The sequence below is a fragment of the Steroidobacter sp. genome, from assembly GCF_016790065.1.
Taxonomy (GTDB): domain Bacteria; phylum Pseudomonadota; class Gammaproteobacteria; order Steroidobacterales; family Steroidobacteraceae; genus Steroidobacter.
The window spans coordinates 1-21645 of record NZ_JAEUPY010000146.1; the positions used below are offsets into that span (position 1 = coordinate 1).

Annotated in this window: 19 protein-coding genes; 13 read left to right on the plus strand and 6 right to left on the minus strand. The window is 61.4% G+C overall.

Going from position 1 to position 21645, the window contains the following annotated elements:
* Window positions 1-181 precede the first annotated feature (181 nt).
* Genes JNL55_RS06125 through JNL55_RS06135 form a run of 3 tightly spaced genes read right to left on the minus strand, consistent with a single transcriptional unit; the run spans window position 182 to window position 4016 of the window.
* Window positions 182-1297 carry a tetratricopeptide repeat protein gene (locus JNL55_RS06125; RefSeq protein ID WP_293850751.1) on the minus strand — a complete coding sequence of 372 codons (1116 nt, stop codon included), beginning with the start codon at window positions 1295-1297 and terminating at the stop codon, window positions 182-184.
* The gene (locus tag JNL55_RS06130; RefSeq protein WP_293850754.1) at window positions 1297-2031 is read right to left on the minus strand and encodes a hypothetical protein; all 735 of its coding nucleotides are present in this window, start codon (window positions 2029-2031) and stop codon (window positions 1297-1299) included. The genes JNL55_RS06125 and JNL55_RS06130 overlap by 1 nt, the downstream gene beginning before the upstream one ends.
* Window positions 2028-4016, minus strand: a complete 1989-nt coding sequence (locus JNL55_RS06135; RefSeq protein ID WP_293850757.1) for a bifunctional serine/threonine-protein kinase/formylglycine-generating enzyme family protein — start codon at window positions 4014-4016, stop codon at window positions 2028-2030. The genes JNL55_RS06130 and JNL55_RS06135 overlap by 4 nt, the downstream gene beginning before the upstream one ends.
* 271 nt (window positions 4017-4287) lie before the next feature.
* Between JNL55_RS06135 and JNL55_RS06140 the strand changes: the two genes are divergently transcribed.
* From JNL55_RS06140 to JNL55_RS06195, 12 genes are all read left to right on the plus strand, one after another.
* Window positions 4288-5382 carry a type IV pilus twitching motility protein PilT gene (locus JNL55_RS06140; RefSeq protein ID WP_293850759.1) on the plus strand — a complete coding sequence of 365 codons (1095 nt, stop codon included), beginning with the start codon at window positions 4288-4290 and terminating at the stop codon, window positions 5380-5382.
* 2 nt (window positions 5383-5384) lie between these two features.
* On the plus strand, window positions 5385-6497 hold the full coding sequence (locus tag JNL55_RS06145) for a type IV pilus twitching motility protein PilT (protein ID WP_293850762.1): 1113 nt from the start codon (window positions 5385-5387) through the stop codon (window positions 6495-6497).
* Window positions 6498-6561: 64 nt separating this feature from the next.
* Window positions 6562-8670 carry a methionine--tRNA ligase gene (gene metG, locus JNL55_RS06150; RefSeq protein WP_293850765.1) on the plus strand — a complete coding sequence of 703 codons (2109 nt, stop codon included), beginning with the start codon at window positions 6562-6564 and terminating at the stop codon, window positions 8668-8670.
* Between the two features lie 17 nt (window positions 8671-8687).
* Window positions 8688-9266: an Rnf-Nqr domain containing protein gene (locus JNL55_RS06155; RefSeq protein WP_293850768.1), complete on the plus strand. Its 579-nt coding sequence runs from the start codon at window positions 8688-8690 to the stop codon at window positions 9264-9266.
* 16 nt (window positions 9267-9282) lie between these two features.
* Window positions 9283-9780, plus strand: coding sequence for an electron transport complex subunit RsxB (rsxB, locus tag JNL55_RS06160; RefSeq protein ID WP_293850771.1), 498 nt, complete (start codon window positions 9283-9285; stop codon window positions 9778-9780).
* Window positions 9780-11234: an electron transport complex subunit RsxC gene (rsxC, locus tag JNL55_RS06165; RefSeq protein ID WP_293850774.1), complete on the plus strand. Its 1455-nt coding sequence runs from the start codon at window positions 9780-9782 to the stop codon at window positions 11232-11234. Before rsxB ends, rsxC begins: the two co-directional genes overlap by 1 nt.
* Before the next feature lie 7 nt (window positions 11235-11241).
* Complete coding sequence (gene rsxD / locus JNL55_RS06170) at window positions 11242-12279, plus strand: electron transport complex subunit RsxD (RefSeq protein WP_415923015.1); 1038 nt, start codon at window positions 11242-11244, stop codon at window positions 12277-12279.
* Complete coding sequence (rsxG, locus tag JNL55_RS06175) at window positions 12263-12901, plus strand: electron transport complex subunit RsxG (RefSeq protein WP_293850780.1); 639 nt, start codon at window positions 12263-12265, stop codon at window positions 12899-12901. Before rsxD ends, rsxG begins: the two co-directional genes overlap by 17 nt.
* Complete coding sequence (locus JNL55_RS06180) at window positions 12898-13617, plus strand: Rnf-Nqr domain containing protein (protein ID WP_293850783.1); 720 nt, start codon at window positions 12898-12900, stop codon at window positions 13615-13617. The genes rsxG and JNL55_RS06180 overlap by 4 nt, the downstream gene beginning before the upstream one ends.
* Before the next feature lie 4 nt (window positions 13618-13621).
* On the plus strand, window positions 13622-14341 hold the full coding sequence (gene nth, locus JNL55_RS06185) for an endonuclease III (RefSeq protein WP_293850786.1): 720 nt from the start codon (window positions 13622-13624) through the stop codon (window positions 14339-14341).
* A 17-nt stretch (window positions 14342-14358) separates the two neighbouring features.
* Window positions 14359-14814 carry a DUF1841 family protein gene (locus JNL55_RS06190; protein ID WP_293850789.1) on the plus strand — a complete coding sequence of 152 codons (456 nt, stop codon included), beginning with the start codon at window positions 14359-14361 and terminating at the stop codon, window positions 14812-14814.
* Window positions 14815-14943: 129 nt separating this feature from the next.
* Window positions 14944-16470, plus strand: a complete 1527-nt coding sequence (locus tag JNL55_RS06195; protein WP_293850792.1) for a fumarate hydratase — start codon at window positions 14944-14946, stop codon at window positions 16468-16470.
* Between the two features lie 15 nt (window positions 16471-16485).
* Here JNL55_RS06195 and JNL55_RS06200 read toward each other — a convergent pair whose 3' ends face one another.
* Both JNL55_RS06200 and JNL55_RS06205 read right to left on the minus strand, forming a co-directional pair.
* Complete coding sequence (locus tag JNL55_RS06200; protein ID WP_293850795.1) at window positions 16486-19014, minus strand: glycogen/starch/alpha-glucan phosphorylase; 2529 nt, start codon at window positions 19012-19014, stop codon at window positions 16486-16488.
* Window positions 19015-19201: 187 nt separating this feature from the next.
* A complete protein-coding gene (locus JNL55_RS06205) occupies window positions 19202-19948 on the minus strand; it encodes a helix-turn-helix domain-containing protein (RefSeq protein WP_293850798.1) in 747 nt (248 codons plus the stop codon).
* 164 nt (window positions 19949-20112) lie between these two features.
* Here JNL55_RS06205 and JNL55_RS06210 point away from each other — a divergent pair, with 164 nt between their 5' ends.
* A complete protein-coding gene (locus tag JNL55_RS06210) occupies window positions 20113-21252 on the plus strand; it encodes an OmpA family protein (protein ID WP_293850801.1) in 1140 nt (379 codons plus the stop codon).
* A gap of 84 nt (window positions 21253-21336) precedes the next feature.
* On the opposite strand, the gene JNL55_RS06215 is transcribed toward JNL55_RS06210, so the two are convergent.
* On the minus strand, window positions 21337-21645 hold a 309-nt coding region (locus JNL55_RS06215), incomplete at its 5' end, for an AMP-binding enzyme (RefSeq protein WP_415923016.1).

A 21645-nucleotide genomic window follows, 5' to 3' on the forward strand; every position in this document is an offset into this window, starting at 1 on the left:
ATATACCGGGCGCAGCATGGAAGAGTCGCATCGCGAGCTGGCCATCGACAACGCCATGTTCAATGCGCTGGCCGAAGACGTCTATCTGGCGTTCGATCGCGCCGGCGTGCCCTATCGATTACAAAACAAAGTGATGGCCATCTTCGCGCCCATGCAAAAAGACATGGTGAAGTAAGCCGACTCAGTTACTGCGAGTGACCGGCGCCGCGTTCGAATAGCTGCGCGCCGGCTGGGCGACTTCAGGCTTTACTTCCGACGCTACATTCCGCGCCTCGGTCTGCGCAACGCGCTCAGCTCTCACCACCTTGCTCGCTTCTTGTTGAGCGAGCCGCTCCGCTTGCGCCAGTTGTGCTTTGGCTTCCGGCAGATCCGGCGACAGCGACAGCGCTTGTTTCAATGGCGTGAGCGCTTCCAAAGCGCGCCCCAGCGTCAGCAACGCAGAGCCACGCGACGCGAGCGCCAAGACATCTTTACGCCCGGTGCTGTCACTCAACGTGACGATGGCTAACGCCACCGACTTGTCGTTCCGTTGCAGCAGATGAGCGGCGATGTACGAGTCGAGCGCTTCGGACGGCTGATTGGCCGCCTGCTTCAGAATGCCGATGCGCTTGCGGAGCGCAAACTCATCCTTTGCTCCCGGCAGTAGCGAGGCCTGGCACGCTTGCAGCGCCGGCTGGCCGGTCGCATTCATGCAGGTTTCATCCAACTCACGCCGCTGCGACTCCGTAGCAGCGATCTTCTGTTCTATGCCCGCATTGCCGGGAGCAAGTTGTAACGCGCGGCGATAAGAGTCGAGCGCTTCCGCTGGGCGCTTGGCTTTGAGCAATGCATCGCCTTTGGCAATGGCGATCTGCGGATCGTCCGGCTTCTGTGTCAGTGCCTGGTCGCAAGCCTCCACGTCGCCGAGCTTGTTACAACGAAGCAAGCTGTGCGAAAGCTTGGCCGCCTCTTCGGCGCGACTCAGTCCTTCGAAATAACCTTGCTCGCGCAACATACTGCGCGCCTCACGCAATTCCGATTGAAACCTGGCGTTGCGACCGTGCGCCGCCTCGCCCTCTTCCAGCACGTGCACCGCATCCTCGAAACAATTCTCGACCATCAGTGCATCGGCCAACGTCAAACGCAAGCTCAAATCATCGGGCTTCGCCTGCAGCGCTCGACTGGCTGACTGCACCGCTTCACCACTCGCCGCGCCGCTCTTACAAACACCGTCGTGCGCCATCGCGTTCGAGAGCACACCCAAGATCAGGCCCAACACCAGCCCCGCACCGAGCAACCAGCCACTGAAGCGCAGCATCACTTGTAGCCCTCGATGTTGCCGCCGCGATTCAGCTTGTCGAACACCCAGCGGCCATTGGGCAGGCGCACCAGATTGAACAGATACCACTGATCGACGGTACGGTAAGCCGGATTCTCACGAGCGATCATGGTGTCGAACTCGGCACGCAATTGTTTGACGCCGTACTCGGCCGCGGTCGTGCCCACCTTGCCGTCGCCATCGGCATCTTCACCCTCGACATTGGCGGTGGTCAGCGTGACGATCTCGCCGACGAAGATAGCCGCCTCTTCTTTCGACTGGCTCTTGGCAACGTCCTTGCCGAGCAACGTCACCAGTTCGCAGCGTTCGACCACTCGAGTAATGTCGCTCGCAAACACCGGCGCAGCGCTTTGCACGTTGGCACTGGCATCCTCGGAGGTCGCAGCGAAGGAAATATGATTGGCAGCCAAGACCAAGGACTGCTTCAGGCCGAAGTTATCTTCCGACGACACTGCCGTCAGCGTGGCTTCGATATGAGTTTTGAGTTCTTCCAGCGTCGCCGCCGAGGCCGCTTGCTGTGCCGAACTGAGCGCTTGCTCGGCGCGCTCCCGTGCGACCACCAGATAACCTTCGCGATTGGGCGTCACATGCACGCCAGTCAACGCATGCCCCAGATGCACATGCGCGATGCTTGGCGGCCGAGTCACGCAGCCGGTCAACGCCAGCGCCACCAACATCATCAGGCCTCTGAAGCCATTCATCAAAATATTCATCGGCTAATATCCCGTACCACGCGGAAACCAACGGAGCTGCTGCGATACTCACGCTCGAAATGATTGCGATAGCTGGCACGCAAATAATCCGGTGACGTGAACCACGAGCCGCCGCGCATTTCACGAAGCGCGCAATCGCCATCAGCGCGCGCGCTGCCGTTGGCCGGCGCTCCCGCATAGGTGGGATTCCAGCAATCCTCGACCCACTCGAATACGTTGCCGAGCATGTCGTGCAAGCCGAAGGCGTTCGGTGCAAACGATGCGACCGGCGCGCTTTGCACGAACCGATCGTTACATCCAAGCGCATTCCAGCCCGGATAGCGCTCGGCACCAGCTTCATCCGCGACGTTGGCAACTTTGCAGGCTGTTTCGAGATCCGCACCCAGCGGCGTCGCCGGCGCCGTGCCAGCACTGGCTGCATATTCCCACTCCGACGCGCTCGGTAAGCGATACGCCTGGCCGCTCTTCTTCGACAACCAAGCCGCGTAGGCAGTGGCGTCATCCCAGGACACGCAGCTCACTGGATGTAACGCCGTGTGCGCCTCATCGACCGAGTTCCAATTGACGTCGCTACGCGCACGCCATTCGCCGTCGTACACCTGGCAACCTTGCGCCTGCCAGTCCGTGTCCTCAGCGAACTCGCGAAACTCACCGATTGTCACTTCTCGCGTGCCGAATGCGATTGGCCGCGCGATGGCGACGGGATGCGGCGGTTGTTCGGCAGCCTCGGCAGCCGAACCTTGAATGAACTTGCCCGCAGGTAACACGCTCATCAGCGGGCAGGTCGGACAATCCCGAAACAATTGCCCGTCGGTGAGTTTCGCAACGGGCTGCGTCGGCGTGGCCGCGTCTCTCACGAAGTAAAGCCACGCGAGCACCGCCAACACCAACACAGCGACGGCCGCGCCAGTGATCGGTAGCCATCGTGATGAACGCGGACGCACGCCGGCAAACTCATCGGCAAAGCCATGCGCCGAGCCGGTTCGACGCTGCCGATCGAATTGCAGGCCGTGCGCGATGGCTTTGAGCTGAGTCGCCGACACGGCTGGATGAGCAGCCACCGCCAGCTTGGCGGCGTGCGCTTCCAGCGAAGCGTTGCCCTTGAAGGGATGGGCTCCAGTCAACAACTCGTAGGCGATGCAAGCCAGCGCATAGATATCGTCGCGCGGATCGGGCTCTCGATCCTGCAACATCTCGGGGCTGGCATACGGCGGCGTCAGCGCATTCACCGTTTCCCAGTCCTGCTCGTTATCCGGCACCAGGCCGACCGCCATGGGTTCGGCCGGCGGATCGAACGGCCGCTTGAAGAAACGCGCGATACCGAAGTCGATGACTTTGACCTCACCCGACTCGGTGAGAATCACGTTGCCGGGTTTCAGGTCGCCGTGCACGATGCCCATGCGATGCGCGAACTCGAGCGCTTCGGCGATGCCATCAACCACGGCTTGTGCCTGTTCGCGCGGCAATCCAGCACCGCCGGCTCGACGCAACGTTTCCAGTAACGAGGCGCCGGACAAGAACTCCATGGTCATGAACACGGTGGCGCCATCTCGATCCACGTCGATGACGCGCACGATGTTGGGATGGGTCAGGCTCTGCAGCTTGTGCGCCTCGCGATCCAAGGTTTGAATGGTCGCGAGAAAGTGATCGGACGGCACGGTCAACACTTTGACCGCCAGGAACGGATTCTGCGAACGCGCCTCCACCCGTCGCAGATCGATGGCCTTGAAGACGCGGCTCATGCCGCCTTCGCCGACCAGCTCGACCAGCTTGAAACGACCTTGCAGCAGAGAACCGACGTCGACCCCGCCGGGCGTCGACGGGCCGGATCGCTCAGGCGCAGACCCGCCCCCGGTGCGCGGACCGGTCCGATCCAGCAGGATGGTTTTGGGTTCGGGTTCGCCCGGCGACGGCGCAGCGGCACCACGCTCCTGGCCGGGGCGCAATAGCTGAGTGTCGTCCTCGGGCCTGTTGTTCTGTGACATAACGCTGAGTGTGGCCGAAGCGCGGAGAATCCGGCAAAAACGGCTCGCCGGAGCGGGTTGTTCCCGGAAATTGCCGACAGAGGCCCCGGCCAGCGCGTGGCGGTGTCAACAAATCGACGGCAAACCCTTGAAAGACCGCCCTTTGGTGCCGAACTGGCCACGCTGGCGCCGTCGATCGCCCCGGCCCGCCCGTTGGTCAGATTCGCAGTGGCGTCCATCGGCCCCGACACGGTAGTCTCCGCCGCCATATGTATCGTGCCTTCCCGCCTGCATGGCCCGCATAGACGCCTTCCTTAAGCTCGGCACCGATCAAGGTTGCTCCGACATCCATTTCGCCGTCGGCCTGCCGCCCATGTTGCGGATGCATGGCGATCTATTGCCCATCAAGTTTCGAGATTTGAGCCAGGCCGAGCTGGAGGGCTACATCGTCGAGATCATGAGTCGCGCCAACCAGGACCAGCTGCGGCGAGGCCATGACGTTGACTTCTCCTATGTCTCGGCCAACGGCGGGCGTTTCCGCGTCAACGTGTTCCGTAAGGAAACCGGCGTCGGTGCCACATTCCGAGCCATTCCGTCGGATGTGCCGACCATCGACCGGCTGTCGTTGCCGCCCATCGTCAAAAAGCTGTGCGACAACCACCAGGGCATGATCCTGGTGACCGGCTCCACCGGCACCGGCAAGTCGACCACGCTGGCGGCCATGATCGATTATCTGAACTCGAGCCGAAGGCTGAACATCATCAGCCTGGAAGATCCGATCGAGTTCGTGCACAAGAGCAAACAAAGCCAGGTGATTCAGCGCGAGTTGAACACTCATCTGCCGTCGTTCGCCGAAGGCGTGCGCGCCGCCATGCGCGAAGACCCCGACGTGATTCTGGTCGGCGAATTGCGCGATGCCGAGACCATTCGCTGGGCGATGACGGCGGCGGAAACAGGTCACTTGGTGCTCGGCACGTTGCACACCACCGGCGCGGTCAAGACCATCGACCGTATCGTCGATGCGTTGCCAGCCGACGAGCGCGAACAAACCAAGGCGTTCCTGGCCAACAGCCTGCTCGCCGTGATCACTCAAGTGCTGGTCAAGACCGCCGATCAACGCGGCCGCAAGGCGATCTGCGAAATCATGGTGGTGACGCGCGCCATCGGTAAGTTGATCATGACCGACCAGACGCATCAGATTGCCTCGCAGCTGCAGATGGGCAAGGACCTCGGCATGCAGATGCTCGACCAGTCGCTGCTGGCCAACGTGCAGGCCAAGGAAATCGATCCCGACGACGCCTATGTGTACGCCAACGACAAGAAGGTGTTCGCCCGCTTCGTCACCGATACCAGCGTGCTGCCCAAGCTCGACCTGGCGCCCGGCTAATCATGAGTACAGAACCTAGCCAAGCCGTCGCCGCGACTCAGAGCACTTATGTGCCGCGTCGTATCGATGAGTTTCTGAAAGAAGTGCTGAGCAAGAGCGGCTCGGATCTGCACTTCATCGCCGGCGACCCGCCGCGCGTTCGTTTGTACGGCGAGTTGCACAACTTGCGACCCGAACCGCTCACGGCGCAGTTCGTCGAAGAAACATTGAAAGAAATCATGCCGCGGGCAGCGTTGCAGCGCCTCGAAGAGAAACACGGCGCCGACTTCGCGTACATCATCCCCGGCGTTTCGCGCTTCCGCGTCAACGTCATGCGGCATCTGTACGGGTTGGGCTGCGTGTGCCGGGCCATTCCGTCCAAGGCCCTGACCTTGGATCAGCTCAACGTGCCGGATGCCATCCGCAACCTGTGCAAAGTGAACAATGGCCTGATCCTGGTGACCGGCAAGACCGGCTCCGGCAAGTCGACCACGCTGGCAGCGATGATCGACGACATGAATTTGCGACTCAAAGGTCACATCCTGACCATTGAAGATCCCATCGAGTTCGTGCATCAACGCAAGAACTGCTTGGTGAGCCAGCGCGAAATCGGCTCGCACAGTCCGTCGTTCTCCGAAGCCCTGCACTCGGCGTTGCGTGAAGATCCCGACGTGATCCTGGTGGGCGAGTTGCGCGACTACGAAACCATGAGTATCGCGGTGACCGCCGCCGAGATGGGCATTCTGGTGATGGGCACCTTGCACACCAACGGCGCCGCGCCGACCGTGGATCGCATCGTGAACGCATTCCCTGCAGATAAGCAGTCGCACGTAAGAGCGATGCTCTCGACCTCGCTGCGAGGCGTGGTCTCACAGCAGCTCATCCCCCGAGCCGGCAAACCCGGCCGCGTCGCCGCTCACGAGATTCTGGTGAATACCCCGGCCGTGGCCAACCTGATCCGCCAGGGCAAACTCGATCAGCTGGAAAACGCCATGCAAAGCGGCGCCGCCTTCGGCATGCGGCTGATGGACAGCGCCATCCAGGAATTGCTGGACAAAGCCGTGATCACCGGCAAGTCGGCGTACCTGAAGGCCATCAATAAAGCGAAGTTCGAGTCGGTCAAAGACATCGGGTAAGCGCCGCGGGCGCCGGCGTTCCGTGGCATAATTTCCGTCCTTTGCCGCCGCTTGCCTGCGCTAAATGACCGCCGCACCTCGTAATTTCTTTGTCACCACCGCCCTGCCGTACGCCAATGGACCGTTTCACATCGGTCACATCATGGAGTACATCCAGGCCGACATCTGGGTGCGGTTCCAGCGCTTGCAGGGCCACAAGGTGCACTGGATGGGCGCCGACGACGCGCATGGCGCGCCCATCATGCTCAAGGCCGAGGCCGAGGGCATCTCGCCGGAAGAACTGGTGGCTGGTATCGCCGCCGGCCGACCGCGCTCGCTCAATGGCTTTCTGCTGAGTTTCGATCACTGGCACTCGACCCACTCGCCGGAAAACACCGAGCTGTCGCAAGACATCTATCGGGCGCTGAAGGGCAACGAGCTGATCTATCGCAAGCCGGTGGAACAGTTCTTCGATCCGGTGAAGAACATGTTTCTGGCCGATCGTTACATCAAAGGCGAGTGCCCGAACTGTCACGCCGCCGATCAATACGGCGACGCCTGCGAAAATTGCAGCTCGGTGTATGCGCCAACCGATCTGATCAACCCGTACTCGACGCTGTCCGGCGCCAAGCCGGTGCGCAAGTCCTCGGATCATTTCTTTTTCAAGCTGTCCGATCCGCGCTGTGTCGAATTCCTCAAAGAATGGACCACGCGGTTGCAGCCCTCGGTGGCGAACAAAGCCGGCGAATGGCTCAGCGGCAACGGCGATCAAGAGCTGGGTGACTGGGACATCTCACGCGACGCGCCTTACTTCGGCATTCCGATCCCGGACGCGCCCGGCAAATATTTCTATGTGTGGCTGGATGCGCCGGTCGGTTACCTGGCGTCGTTGAAGAACTATTTTTCGACCGGCAAAGCCAAGGCCAACGGCGAACCCCGCACCTTCGAGCAGTTCATCGCTGCCGACGATGTCCAGCAGATTCATTTCATCGGCAAGGACATCATTTATTTCCACACGTTGTTCTGGCCGGCGATGCTCAAGTTCGCCAATCGAAAGATTCCGGACAACGTCTATGTGCACGGCTTCATCCAGATCGGCGGCGCGAAGATGTCCAAGTCGCGCGGCACCGGCCTGAGCCCAGTGCGCTACCTGGATCTCGGCATGAATCCCGAGTGGCTGCGCTATTACCTGGCCGCCAAGCTCAATGCCCACGTCGAAGACATCGAGTTCAATCCCGATGACTTCGTGGCGCGCGTCAACTCCGACCTGGTGGGCAAGTACGTCAACATCGCCAGCCGCTGCGCCGGCTTCATCACCAAACGTTTCGGCGGCAAGCTCGGCGCGCTCGATCCGGCTGCGCAACAGCTGCAGCAGGATTTCGCAAGCGACAGCCAATGCTGGAACCGCATCGGCGAATTGTATGAAGGCCGCGAATTCGGCAAGGCGATGCGCGAAATCGGTTCACTGCTCGACCGCGTCAATCAATACATCGACTCGGCCAAGCCTTGGGAACTGGCCAAGGTGCCGGGCGAGGAACAGCGGCTGCATCAGGTCTGCTCCACCAGCCTGAACTTTTTCTGGTATCTCACGGTGCTGTTGGCGCCGGTGCTGCCCGAGACCGCACGCAAGGTGCAGGGCTTCTTGCGTCTGAGCGACGAACAAGTGCGTTGGGGCCAGCACAGCTGGCTGCCGGCCGGTCATGAGATCGGCGCGTACGAACATTTGCTCCAACGCGTCGATCCGAAGCAATTGCTGGCGCTGTTCGACACCGGCGAGCCGGAAGTGAAGCTGACAGCGAAGGTCACCACCGTTGCCTCGACCACGCCAGCCAAGGTGGAACCGAAGCCGGAAGCCGACGCGCCGGTGGCAGAAATCGGTATCGAAGATTTCGCCAAGATCGATCTGCGCATCGCCAAAGTGCTGGCCGCCGAAGCGGTCGAAGGCTCGGATAAGTTACTCAAGCTCACCCTCGATGTCGGCGACAGTCAGCGCACGGTGTTCTCAGGCATTCGTTCCGCCTACGAACCCGAGCAGCTGGTGGGTCGCTTCACGCTGGTGTTGGTCAACTTGAAACCTCGCAAGATGCGCTTCGGTACGTCCGAAGGCATGGTGCTGGCGGCTGGACCGGGTGGCAAAGAGATCTTCTTGCTCGCCCCCGACAGCGGCGCCACCGCGGGCATGAAGGTAAAATAACGTTCGCGGCGGCCACCATGTCCGCACTTCTGCTCATCCTGCTCAGTGCCGTCCTCGTCAACGTGACGGCACTGACGCATCTGCCCTCGTGGCGGCCGTTCGAAACCATCACCGGCGTCTTCAAGACAGCGCAAGCGCTGGCTGTGGCATCGCTGCTGGCGGTGCCAACCGTCGCTGCGGTCACGTGGTCGATCTCCAAACTATTGTTGGAACCGGCCAGTCTGGCTTATCTGCGGACGCTGGCCTTCGTGGTCGTCGCGTTGACCATCGTGCCCTTGGTGGAGATCGTGCTACGACGAGACGGCCGGCTGCTGCCGCAACGGCCCGGCTTCACGTTGCTGCTAACCACCAACTCCGCGCTGCTTGGCGTGGCGCTGATGGTGAACTCCCGCATGCAAAACATCTTCGAAGCCGTGGCATTCTCGTTCGCAGCCGCGCTGGCCTTGGGCTTTTTGCTGTTGGCCTTCGCAGCCTTGCACGAACGCTTACAACATGCCGACGTGCCGCGAGTGTTTCGGGATGCACCGCTCGCCCTGGTCAGCGCCGGCATCATGGCATTGGCGTTCATGGGGTTTACCGGACTGATTCAGGAATGATGGCGAGACCTTCGCGATGATCACCGCGCTCGTCACAATCGCAGTTCTAGCGGCGCTCGCCGGTATCGCCACCGTGGCGACGGCCAGCCATGTCGAGCGCGCTTCGCTGGCGGATCGCATCGATGCCTTGTTGCCGCAGACCCAATGCCGGCGTTGCACGTTCGATGGCTGTCGCCCTTATGCCGAAGCCATCGCTCAAGGCGCTGCCGACATCAATCAATGTCCACCCGGCGGCGAGCGCACCGCGAAAGCGTTGGCGCAGCTCATCGGCGTCGCGCCCAAGCCGGTGGGCAAAGAGTTCGGTGTCGTCCCCAACCATCCTACTGTCGCCGTCATCGACGAAGCCGCCTGCATCGGCTGCACCAAATGTATTCAAGCGTGTCCCGTCGACGCCATCGTCGGCGCGTCGCGTTACATGCACACCGTCATTGCCGCCGACTGCACCGGTTGTGAGCTGTGCATCCCGCCCTGCCCGGTCGATTGCATCGACATGCAGCCCGCGGTGAGGCACTGATGAGCGCGCAACGAAAAGTGTCGGGCGGCTTGCGGATCGCAGCTCATAAAGAGCGCTCCACCAAACAAGCCATCCGTGCCGCGAGTTCGAGCGAGCGCTATGTGATTCCGCTCGATCAGCACTCGGGGCTGCCGGCGCTACCCTTGGTGAAACCGTCCGACCGCGTGCGGCTGGGACAACCGATTGCGCAGCCCGCGCCAGGCATCAGCGCCTGGCTACACTCGCCAGTCTCGGGCGAGATCATTGCCATCGAGCCACGCTCTGCACCTCATCGCCTGGGAGCGCCGACACTCAGCGTCGTGATCGCGAATGATGGCCGCGATGAACGTTTCGACAATGCCGCGGCGATCGTGGCGTTCGAACAGATCTCGCCGAACGAAGCTTGTGAACACATTGCACGCGGCGGCATCGTCGGGCTGGGCGGCGCAGCCTTTCCCACCGCAAACAAATTGGAAAGCTCGCTCTGCGAGAACGGCCCGCAGCTGCTGCTCAACGGTGCCGAGTGCGAGCCTTACATCAGCTGCGACGAGATGCTGATGCGCGAGCGCGCGGAAGACATCATCTTCGGCGCTCGAGCGTTGTTACATGCGCTGTGCGCCCCGAACTGCACGATTGCTATTGAGGATGATGTGCCTGAGGCGCAGGCATCGTTGCAAAAGGCTCTCGACAAAGCCGGCGATTCGAGAATTCGTATCCGCGTGGTCCCGGCCGTTTATCCTGCCGGGGGCGAGCGGCAATTGATTGCGACGGTGTTTGGCCTCGAAGTGCCACACGACGGCTTCCCCGCCGACATTGGTGTCGTCTGCCAAAACGTCGGCACCGCTGCCGCCATCGCGCGATGGATTCGCGACGGTCAACCGCTGACCAGCCGCATCGTCACTGTCACTGGCGACGGCGTGCGTGAAGCCGGCAATTTGGAAACTCGCATCGGCACTGCTTTCTCCAGCCTCATCGCCGACTGCGGTGGCTACACCGACCGCATGTCACGCTTGCTGATGGGCGGCTCGATGATGGGGACCTCGCTACCGCATGACGAGTTGCCCGTCGTCAAAGCAACCAACTGCATCATCGCCGCGTCTGCGTTCGATCTGCAGCCTCGCGGCATGGAAATGCCCTGCATTCGCTGCGGCAACTGTTCTGAAGTGTGCCCGGCGTTGCTACTGCCGCAACAGTTGCATTGGTTTCTGCAGCCATTCGATGGCCAGCAACTGTCGCGTCACGGCCTGCTCGACTGTATCGAATGCGGCTGCTGCGACTATGTTTGCCCGAGTCAGATTCCGCTTGCCGAACGCTTCCGCGAAGCTAAACCATTGCTGATCCGCGAACTCGACGCCCAGCGCGACGCCGACGCCGCTCGCAGCCGTTATTACGCCCGCAACGAACGCCTGTCGCGCCTGGAAGCCGAACATCGTGCGAAACTAGCGGAAAAGCGTAAGCCGAAGCGCGAGCCCTAAACCATCCATGAGCTTTCCCACCGCACCCGCACCGCATGTCGTCACGCCCCACGGGGTGGGACGCGTCATGCGGATCGTGTTGTATGCGTTGCTGCCGACCATCGCGCTGCATGTGGTGTTCTTTGGCGCGGGCCTGTTGGTGCAGATCGTGTTGGGCGCGGCGACGGCGTTGGTGGCCGAAGCGGTGGCACTACGGCTGCGAGGCAAACCCGTCGAGCCGTTTTTGAAAGACGGCAGCGCCGTCGTGACAGCGACGTTGCTCGCTCTGTGTTTGCCACCACTTGCGCCGTGGTGGCTGATCGTCAGCGGCACTGCGTTTGCGATTCTGCTGGCCAAACATTTGTATGGCGGGCTGGGCAAGAATCCGTTCAATCCGGCCATGGTGGGTTATGCCGTGTTGCTGGTGTCCTTTCCTGTGCAGCTGTTGCAATGGCTGCCACCGGCGGGAATGGATATCGACCATGTGAAGTTATCTGTGGGCGAGACCCTCAGCACCATTCTCACCGGCTCGTTGCCGCAGCGACTGACCTGGGATGCCGTAACTTCACCGACGCCGCTCGACGCGCTTCGCACGAATCTGAAAATGGGCATGACCATGGCGGAGGCCCACGCGGCACCGATCTTCGGCACGCTGGGTGGCCGCGGTTGGGAATGGATCAATCTCGCAACGCTGGCCGGCGGCGTCCTGTTGCTGTCGTTACGAATCATTCGCTGGCACATTCCCGTGGCTATGCTCAGCGCCATCGTGGTGTGTTCTTCGGTGCTGTATGCCGTCGATCCGGGCGCGTACGCCGGGCCGATCTTTCATCTCACTTCGGGCGCCAGTTTGCTCGGAGCATTTTTCATCGCGACCGATCCCACCTCGGCGGCGACCAGTGATCGGGGCCGGCTGGTTTACGGCGCCGGCATCGGCGTGCTCACCTATGTCATCCGCACGTGGGGCGGCTACCCGGATGGCGTTGCCTTCGCGGTGTTGTTGATGAATCTGTCCGTGCCGTTGATCGATCGCTACACCATTCCGCGCATCTATGGCCACGCTCGCTGACAAGCGCAAGATTGCCATTCCAGCGGCGACGCTCGCCATCCTCGCGGCTGTGCTCACCGTGGGCTTGGTGATCCTCGCCAACGTGACTCGCGATCGGATCGCTCGTAATCAGCAAGCCTGGATCAAGCAGCACCTGGACGCACTGGTGCCGCCGCAGAGCTACGACAACGATCCGCTCGCCGATACGACCCAAGTTCTTTCGCCGGATCTGCTCGGCAGCACCACGCCCGTGGTCGTCTATCGTCTGCGCAAGGAAGGGTTGCCGGTGGCGGTGGCCATTCGATCTATCGCGCCCGATGGCTATCGTGGACCGCTGGAGTTGTTGGTGGCCATTGCGCCTGGTGGGCAGCTGCTGGGCGTGCAGGTGATCCGTCACAACGAAACGCCCGGGCTGGGCGATGCCTTCGAGAATCGCGATGCCGATTGGTTGGGTCGCTTCCGTGGCTCGTCGTTGACCAACCCACCCCAACAACGCTGGACCGTCCGCCGCGACGGCGGCGATTTCGATGCCTTCACCGGCGCGACCATCACACCACGAGCCATTGTGAAGGCCGTGCGGCGTACGCTGGAGTTCTATCAAGGCAACGAAGACCGGCTGTATCAAGACGGTACGCCGCCATGACCACGCCGCCGTCAAACATCATTGTCGCCAATGGCTCGACCGTGCCGCCAAACATCGCCGTGACCGCTGGCTCGAACGCGGCGACGAACGGTGGCGGTTCAGCGCCGGCCGCAGGCCAGCGCGCGTTCAGCAGCACGTTACAACTACTCGCTCTGTGTCCGTTGCTGGCCGTCAGCGACACCGTCGTGAAGGCCATCGGCTTCAGCGTCATCGTGCTGATCTTGCTGCCTCTGGCAACGCTGCTACTCAGCGCCGTTCGTCGCTGGCTAGACGACAGTATCGTGCTACCGGCCAGCCTGATCGTCACCGCCGGTCTCGTGACCGCAGCCGAGCTCATCATGCGAGCTTGGTTCCACGACCTCGGCGCATCCTTCGGCGTGTTCCTGCCCTTGCTGGCAGTAAACATCGTCGTCATCGATCACATTCAATCGCCTACTCAAGATAGAGCAACAGCGCTCGTTCGCAGCCTGCGAATCGGTGCAGGCATCACACTAACCTTATTGGCACTAGGCGTAGCGCGCGAGCTAGTGGGCCGCGGCTCACTCCTCAACGGCGCAGGCTCCATGCTCGCAACCTGGGCCGAGCACCTGGAAATAAAAGTCTTCAGCGTCGACATGGGCTTCCTGCTGGCCATGCTGCCGCCCGGCGCCTTCATTTCGCTGGGCCTGTTGATCGCGACCAGAAATTGGTTGGCTAGCCGCCGCAACCCCGACTGACCGCATGAACCGAAAAAAAATCTCCGAGATGTTCGAGCGGCTGAAAGCCGCCAATCCCAAGCCGACCACCGAGCTGGAATATTCGTCGCCGTTCGAACTATTGATCGCAGTCATCTTATCGGCGCAGGCAACGGACAAAAGCGTCAACCTCGCCACGCGCGAGTTGTACAAACATGCGAACACACCAGCCACCATCCTGGCGCTGGGTGTCGAAGGCCTGTCTCGTTACATCAAGACCATCGGCCTGTTCAACACCAAGGCCAAGAACGTCATCGCCACCTGTCAGCTCTTGATCGAACATCACGGCGCGCAAGTGCCCGAGTCGCGCGAGGCGTTGGAAGCATTGCCGGGCGTCGGCCGCAAAACAGCCAATGTCATTTTGAACACTGCCTTCGGTCATCCGACCATCGCAGTGGACACCCATATCTTCCGCGTCTCGAATCGCACCGGCCTGGCACCAGGCGACGATGTGCGCGCAGTGGAAGATCGCTTGGTGAAAGTCGTGCCGCCCGAATACGCACTCGATGCCCACCATTGGCTGATCCTGCACGGCCGCTACACCTGCATCGCTCGCAAACCGAAGTGTCCGGAATGCGTGATCCTCGACCTGTGCGAGTTCAAAGAAAAAACGCCGCCGGAAACCAAGCCCGAGAAGCGCAGTATCTTCGCGCCGCCGAAGTCCAAGCCGAAGCCCGCGCAGAAGCTGCGTAAGAAACGCGCCTGAAGGGCTAGAATCGCCACATGCCGATCTTCGATACCCAGTCCCGCGATCAACTGCGCCAGGCTTATGTCGAGGCGTGGCGCAAGCATCGCGAGGGCCTGCCGCTGGAGCCGCTGGAAGCGCAAATTGCCGACGTGGTGGCGCTTCATCCTGAATATCAGGCCGGCCTGGAGCGGCCGGACACCGTGTTGGATCGCGACTACCGCCCCGAAGGCGGCCAGTCCAACCCGTTCCTGCATATGGGCCTGCACCTGGCCCTGCGCGACCAGGTGGCCACCAACCGTCCGCCCGGGATCAGGGCCGCGTTCGAGGCGCTGACGGCACGGCTGAGCAGTCCGCACGATGCCGAACATAAAATCATCGAGTGCCTCGCAGAGGCGCTGTGGGAAGCGCAACGCGCCGGTCGGCCGCCCGACGAGCAAGCCTATTTACGCCGCGTACAAGGGCTGTCGGCCCGCGCCGGCAAGGGTAAATAGCACCCGCTCAGCCCCTTCGTTTCCCGTGATATCTGCGTTCGCGGACCGCGTGGTGGCCGGCCCCGGACCCGAATGGTAGATTCCGCCCCCTCGCGACTCCCTAGCGACACCCAGCGACTCAGGCCAGCCATGCCGACCATCAAGCAAGCCGATGTGATCCAGAGCGTCGCCGACGCCCTGCAGTACATTTCCTATTACCACTCGCCGGATTTCATCCAGGCGATGGCGGCCGCCTACGAGCGCGAGGAAAGCCCGGCGGCCAAGGATGCGATCAAACAGATTCTGGTGAATTCGCGCATGTGCGCCGAAGGCCACCGGCCGATCTGCCAGGACACCGGCATCGTCACGGTGTTCGTCAAACTGGGCATGAACGTGCAATGGGCCGACGCCACGCTGTCGTTGAGCGACATGATCAACGAAGGCGTGCGTCGTGCTTACAACCATCCGGACAACATGCTGCGCGCCTCGATCGTCGGCGATCCGTTGTTCGATCGAAAGAACACCAAAGACAACACGCCGGCGGTGATTCATATGGAAGTGGTGCCGGGCGATACGCTCGACATCGCCGTTGCAGCCAAGGGCGGCGGCTCGGAAAACAAATCCAAGATGGTGATGTTGAATCCGTCCGACTCCATCGTCGACTGGCTGGTGAAGACCGTGCCGCAGATGGGCGCGGGCTGGTGTCCGCCCGGCATGCTCGGCATCGGCATCGGCGGCACCGCCGAGAAAGCCATGGTGATGGCCAAGGAATCTCTGTTCGAAGAAATCGATATCCACGAAATCCGCGAGCGCGGCCCGAAAGACAAATTCGAAGCCTTGCGTCTGGAGATCATGGACAAGATCAACGCGCTCGGCATCGGCGCGCAAGGTCTCGGCGGCCTCACCACCGTGCTCGATGTGAAGATCAAACATTACCCGACGCACGCTGCGTCGTTGCCGGTCGCAGTGATTCCGAACTGTGCGGCGACTCGTCACGCGCACTTCGTGCTCGACGGCTCGGGTCCGGCGAAGCTCGATCCGCCAGATCTGGAACTGTGGCCGAAGCTCACCTATCAAGCTTCCGCCGAGTCGCGCCGTGTGAACCTCGATGCACTCACGCGCGAAGATGTCGCGTCGTGGCGGCCGGGCGAACGGTTGTTGTTGTCGGGCAAGATGCTCACCGGTCGCGACGCTGCTCACAAACGTCTGAGCCAGCTGATCGAATCCGGCCAGCCGCTGCCGCCGGGTCTGGATTTCAAGAATCGCGTGATCTATTACGTCGGTCCGGTCGATCCGGTCAAAGGCGAAGTGGTCGGCCCCGCTGGCCCCACCACCGCCACGCGCATGGATAAATTCACCGAGATGATGCTCGGCAAGACCGGCCTGATCGCCATGGTCGGCAAGTCCGAGCGCGGCCCCGAAGCGGTCGAAGTCATCAAGAAATACAAGGCCGCTTATCTGATGGCGGTCGGCGGCGCGGCGTATCTGGTTTCCAAGGCGATTCGCGGCAGCCGTGTGGTCGCGTTCGGCGATCTGGGCATGGAAGCCATTTACGAGTTCGAAGTGAAGGACATGCCGGTGACGGTGGCGGTGGATTCCAAGGGCGAGTCGGTGCACGAGACCGGCCCCGCCGAATGGAAGAAGCGCATCGCCAGCATCCCCGTCAAAGTCGTCTGAGCGCCGCGGGTCGACTCATTGCATGAAGCCGACCTTCACATCCTCTTGAGACAACAGTCGCACCGGCACTGTCGGTGCGCGCCAGATGTCTTTGCAATACTCCTGGATGGTACGATCCGACGAGAACTTGCCGCTACGCGCAGCATTCAGAATCGACATGCGCGTCCAGTGATCGACATCTCGATACGCCGAGCTAACCTGCAGCTGGCACTCCGAATACGACTGGAAGTCTGCAAACACCAGATACGGGTCGTGCCACAACAAGCCGTCGGTCAATGCACGAAACATCTGCGTATCGCCGCGTGAGAAAAAGCCGCTGCCGATCAGATCCATGACTTCCTTCAACTCATCGGTCAGATAATCCTGCGGCCGATAGCCTCGCGCCTTGGTCTGCGCCACTTGCTCGGCGGTCAAACCGAACAAGAAGAAATTCTCGGCGCCCACTTCCTGGCGAATCTCGATGTTGGCGCCGTCCATGGTGCCGATAGTCAACGCGCCGTTCATGGAGAACTTCATGTTGCCGGTGCCGGACGCTTCCTTGCCGGCGGTGGACACCTGTTCCGATAGATCGGCCGCCGGATACACGCGCTGACCGTTGGTCACATTGAAGTTGGGCAGGAACACCACCTTGAGCCGATCCTTGACCGCCGGGTCACGATTGACCACGTCGCCCACCGCGTTGATCAGTTTGATGATCAGCTTGGCAACGTGATACGCGGGCGCAGCCTTGCCGCCGAAAATGAAGGTGCGCGGCTGCAGGTCGGCGTTCGGGTCGGAGCGCAGCCGATGATACAAAGCGATGATGTGCAGGATGTTCAGATGCTGGCGCTTGTATTCGTGGATGCGCTTGACCTGCACGTCGAACAACGATTGCGGATCGATCACGATACCGGTGCGCTGCTTGACGAAACCGGCGAAGTCCACCTTGTTGCTGTGTTTGATCTCGCGCCACAACTCTCGGAACGACGCATCGTCGACCATGGGCTCCAGACGCTTCAGCTCATCCAGATTCTTGAGCCAGGACTCGCCGATGGTGTCGCTGATCAAGCTGGACAGCCTCGGATTGCTCAGCGCCATCCAGCGACGCGGCGTCACGCCGTTGGTCTTGTTGCTGAACTTGTAGGGCCACAGCTCGTAAAAGTCCTTGAGCACGTCCTGCTTGAGCAACTCCGAATGCAGCTCAGCGACACCGTTGATGGTGTGGCTGCCGACACAGGCCAGATGCGCCATACGCACGTAGCGCTCACCGTGCTCATCGATCAATGACAGCCGCGCCAGACGCGACTCATCGCCGTAGAAGCGAATGCGCACCTCGTCCAGGAAGCGCGCATTGATTTCGTAAATGATCTCCAAGTGCCGCGGCAGCACGCTCTTGAACAGCTCCAGCGGCCAGCACTCCAGCGCTTCCGGCAACAAGGTGTGATTGGTGTAGGCGAAGGTCTTGGAAGTAATCGCCCAGGCCTGATCCCACGGGATGACATGATCGTCCACCAGCAGCCGCATCAGCTCGGCCACCGCGATGGCCGGATGCGTATCGTTGAGCTGCACGGCGAATTTCTCGTGGAAGCGCTCGAGCGGCAGCTTCTGCACGTGCATGATTCGCATCATGTCCTGCAACGACGCGGACACGAAGAAATACTGCTGCTCCAGACGCAGGGTCTTGCCCTGGATCTGCTCGTCGTTGGGATACAGCACCTTGCTCAAGGTCTCCGACCAGACCTTGTTACGCACCGCGCCGCCGTAGTCGCCGCGATTGAAGGTCGAGAAGTCGAACGATTCGTGCGCCTCGGCCTTCCACAGCCGCAGCGTGTTCGCCGTGTTGTTGCGATAGCCGAGGATGGGCGTGTCGTACGGCACACCGACCACGACTTTGGCCGGCACCCAGCGAATCCGCAGACGCTCCTGCTCATCGCGATACTGTTCGGTGTGACCGCCGAGCCGCACATCCACGGCCCACTCCGGCCGCAGGATTTCCCAGGGATTGCCGAAGCGCAGCCATTTGTCGGTGCGCTCCATCTGCCAGCCGTCGACGATCTCTTGATGAAAAATGCCGAACTCGTAACGAATGCCATAACCCAGCGACGGGATTTCCAGCGTCGCCATCGAGTCGATGAAACAGGCTGCGAGTCGACCCAGACCGCCATTGCCCAAGCCCGGCTCGTCTTCTTGACGCAACAAGGTATCGAAATCCAGACCCAACTCAGCGATGGCTTCGCGCACTTGTTCGTAGATACCGAGATTGATCAGGTTATTGCCCAAGTGCGGGCCCATCAAAAATTCCGCCGAGAAATACGCGACGGTGCGCGAGCCCTGCTTGGTGTAAGCAGCAGCAGTGCTGATCCAGCGCTGTAACAGCCGGTCGCGGACTGCGCACGCGAGCGCCTGGTAGTAGTCGTTCTGGGTCGCGAGCGCCGGGAATTTCCCTTGCACGTAGAACAGATTGTCCAGGAAGGCGTGTTTGAACGCCTCCTTGGTCAAGGCCGTGCGTTCGTCCTCGTACGGCGGTTGAGCGGCCTCGAGCGACTCGTCATTGGGTGGATTCATTGCTTTGATCGATGTAGCCATCGCGCACCTTGGGTTTTCTGCGGCCGGCAAATGGCCTGCATGGTGCAAATATCGTGCGGAGTCGGCCACCTGTCGGCATCCGCAGCCAGTTGCGAAATTCCAGCGGCGGCACGCACCGGCTTAAACCAGCCGTCACGCGCGCCGCCTCTTTTGAGTGCAAGCCGACTCAGGCGGCGGCCTTGGCTCGATACGCCGAGAACATGGAGAACACCCACGGACGACAGGCCAACAACAACGCGACGCTGCTCTTGTCACGCGCCGGCACTTGCACGTCGAGCGCCGCGAGGTCGGCGAAGTCCGCTGCCAGCTTGTCGATCTTCTTCAGCAGAATGCGCACCGACGCCGGCGACAACTCGGCCGAGTGAAACGACAACGCCTCGTTGCTGCCGGTGAACGGGCCTTGCAGAAATTCTGCCCGCACCTGGCGCTCATACAACTTACGCACCGGACCATCGGGGCGCCACGCAATCGGCAAGCGCGCATGCAGATGCACGCGACGCTTGGCATCGATGTCGAGTAGTTGCGCTTCTACCAACTGAGTGAGCAACGTGCGCATCGCACGCGGGTTCAAACCGAGCCGGCGCTCGGCCGCTTCCACACTGCGACCATTGAGTAACAAATAAAACAAGGCCAACAACGATGCATCGCTTGCCAAAGTTCGTTCTTGGTCCAACGACAAACTGAAAGTGGTCGCCTCCCGTGTGCCGCCCGCCATGCGCACGAGATCCGCAACGCTCATGTCAAGCACCGAACACACTCGTTCGAGTCTCGCCAATGTAAAAGATTCATCGGAAAACAAGCGTTTTACCGAGGATTCGCTCAACCCCAACGCGCGTGCCAACTTGTGGTAGGTCACCCCACGCGCGCGCAAGCAACGCTTCAAAGTGTCCAGCAGATTTTTGGTCTCATTCACTGCAACAAATCTCGACAAGCCTCAGGCGGTAGTGCCTAGGGTACCGTATTCCGGTACTTCGGTTTTCAAAGCTTGTTTACCAGCACGAGGCCGCTAAGGTGTCGCCCTGCCGCGGGGTCGGGAGTCGATGCCGCGGCAACGTTGAATAAACAAGAGGAATCGATATGAAGGTGTTTCACGCGTTACGCGCCCGAGTGAGGTCAGCTTCGCGCTGGGCCGTGCCCGCGCTCGTCATCGCCGCGCCGGGGATGGCCGGGGCTGACGATGTCGGCCACTGGTATCTCACGCCGCAAATCGGCGGCATCGCGGTCGACAATGACCGGCCGCTGCAAGACAAGGATTGGCTGTACGGCCTGGCGCTCGGCAAAGTCGTCAACAACGGTTTGAACGTCGAGTTGAATTTCAACGGCGCGCAAGTCGGTGGCGGCGTGGGTCGCAGCGACTCGAGCCTGTACGGCGGCTCGCTCGATTTCTTGGGCGTGATGAATCGCGGCGGCACGGTGCAGCCGTTCCTGAGCGCCGGTCTCGGCGTCGCGCAGAACGATCGCAGCCCGGGCAAGGATGAAACCAACTTCCTGACCCAGGTGGGCGCCGGCATGTTCATCAAGGCTTGGGAAGCCAGCGACGGTTCCAAGACCTTCTCGCTGCGTCCTGAGTTGAAGGCGCGTTGGGACGATTCCGGTGCCACCGGTCATTACCGTGACTACCTGGGCTTGCTGGGTTTCCAATTCTCGTTTGGCGCGCCTGCGGCCAAGCCTGTGGAAGCTCCGCCGCCGGCTGCTGAGCCACCTCCGCCGCCCCCGCCGCCTCCGCCGCCGCCGATTGGCGACCAGGACAAGGACGGCGTGCTCGACAACGTCGACAAGTGCCCGGACACGCCGCTCGGCGTGGCTGTGGACGCGTACGGTTGCACACGCAAGGGTTCGATCACTCTGGAAGGCGTGACCTTCGAGTACAACTCGGCGCGTCTGAAGCCTGAGTCGCGCTCGGTGCTGGACACTGTCGCCACGGATCTGAAGAAGTATCCGCGCCTGAAGATCGAGCTGCAGGGTCACACCGACAGCGCCGGCCCCGATGCGTACAACTTGAAGTTGTCGCAGCAGCGTGCCGATTCGGTCCGCACTTACCTGGTCGAACAGGGCGTGCCGGAGTCTCGACTGGTGTCGCGTGGCTACGGTGAGTCGCAGCCCATCGCCGACAACAAGACCGACGACGGCCGTGCCTTGAACCGCCGCGTGGTGATGTCCGTGTTGGACAACCCAGGTGAAGTGGAAGTCAAGGGCGAAGGTAAGGTCGAGAAGTAAGCACGAAGAGCGCGGCCCCTGCTCGCAAGGCAGGGGCCGCACTTCGAAACAAGGCTCCTCCCCGCAAGGGGAGGAGCTTTTTCTTTAGGCCGCGGGAAACTGGAAGCCTTCAAATTGCTTGCGCAACTGCAGCTTGCTCAGCTTGCCGGTCGCCGTCAGCGGCAACTTGTCCACGAACACCACGTGCTCTGGAATCCACCACTTCGCCACCCTGCCCGCGAAGAACTGCAACAGCTCTTCGGCAGTCGCTGAAGCACCTGGCTTCAGCACCGCGATCAACAGCGGCCGCTCTTGCCACTTGCGATGCGGAATCGCAATCGCCGCCGCCTGCGCCACCGCCGGATGCGCGACCGCCAGATTTTCCAGCTCGATGGAGCTGATCCATTCGCCGCC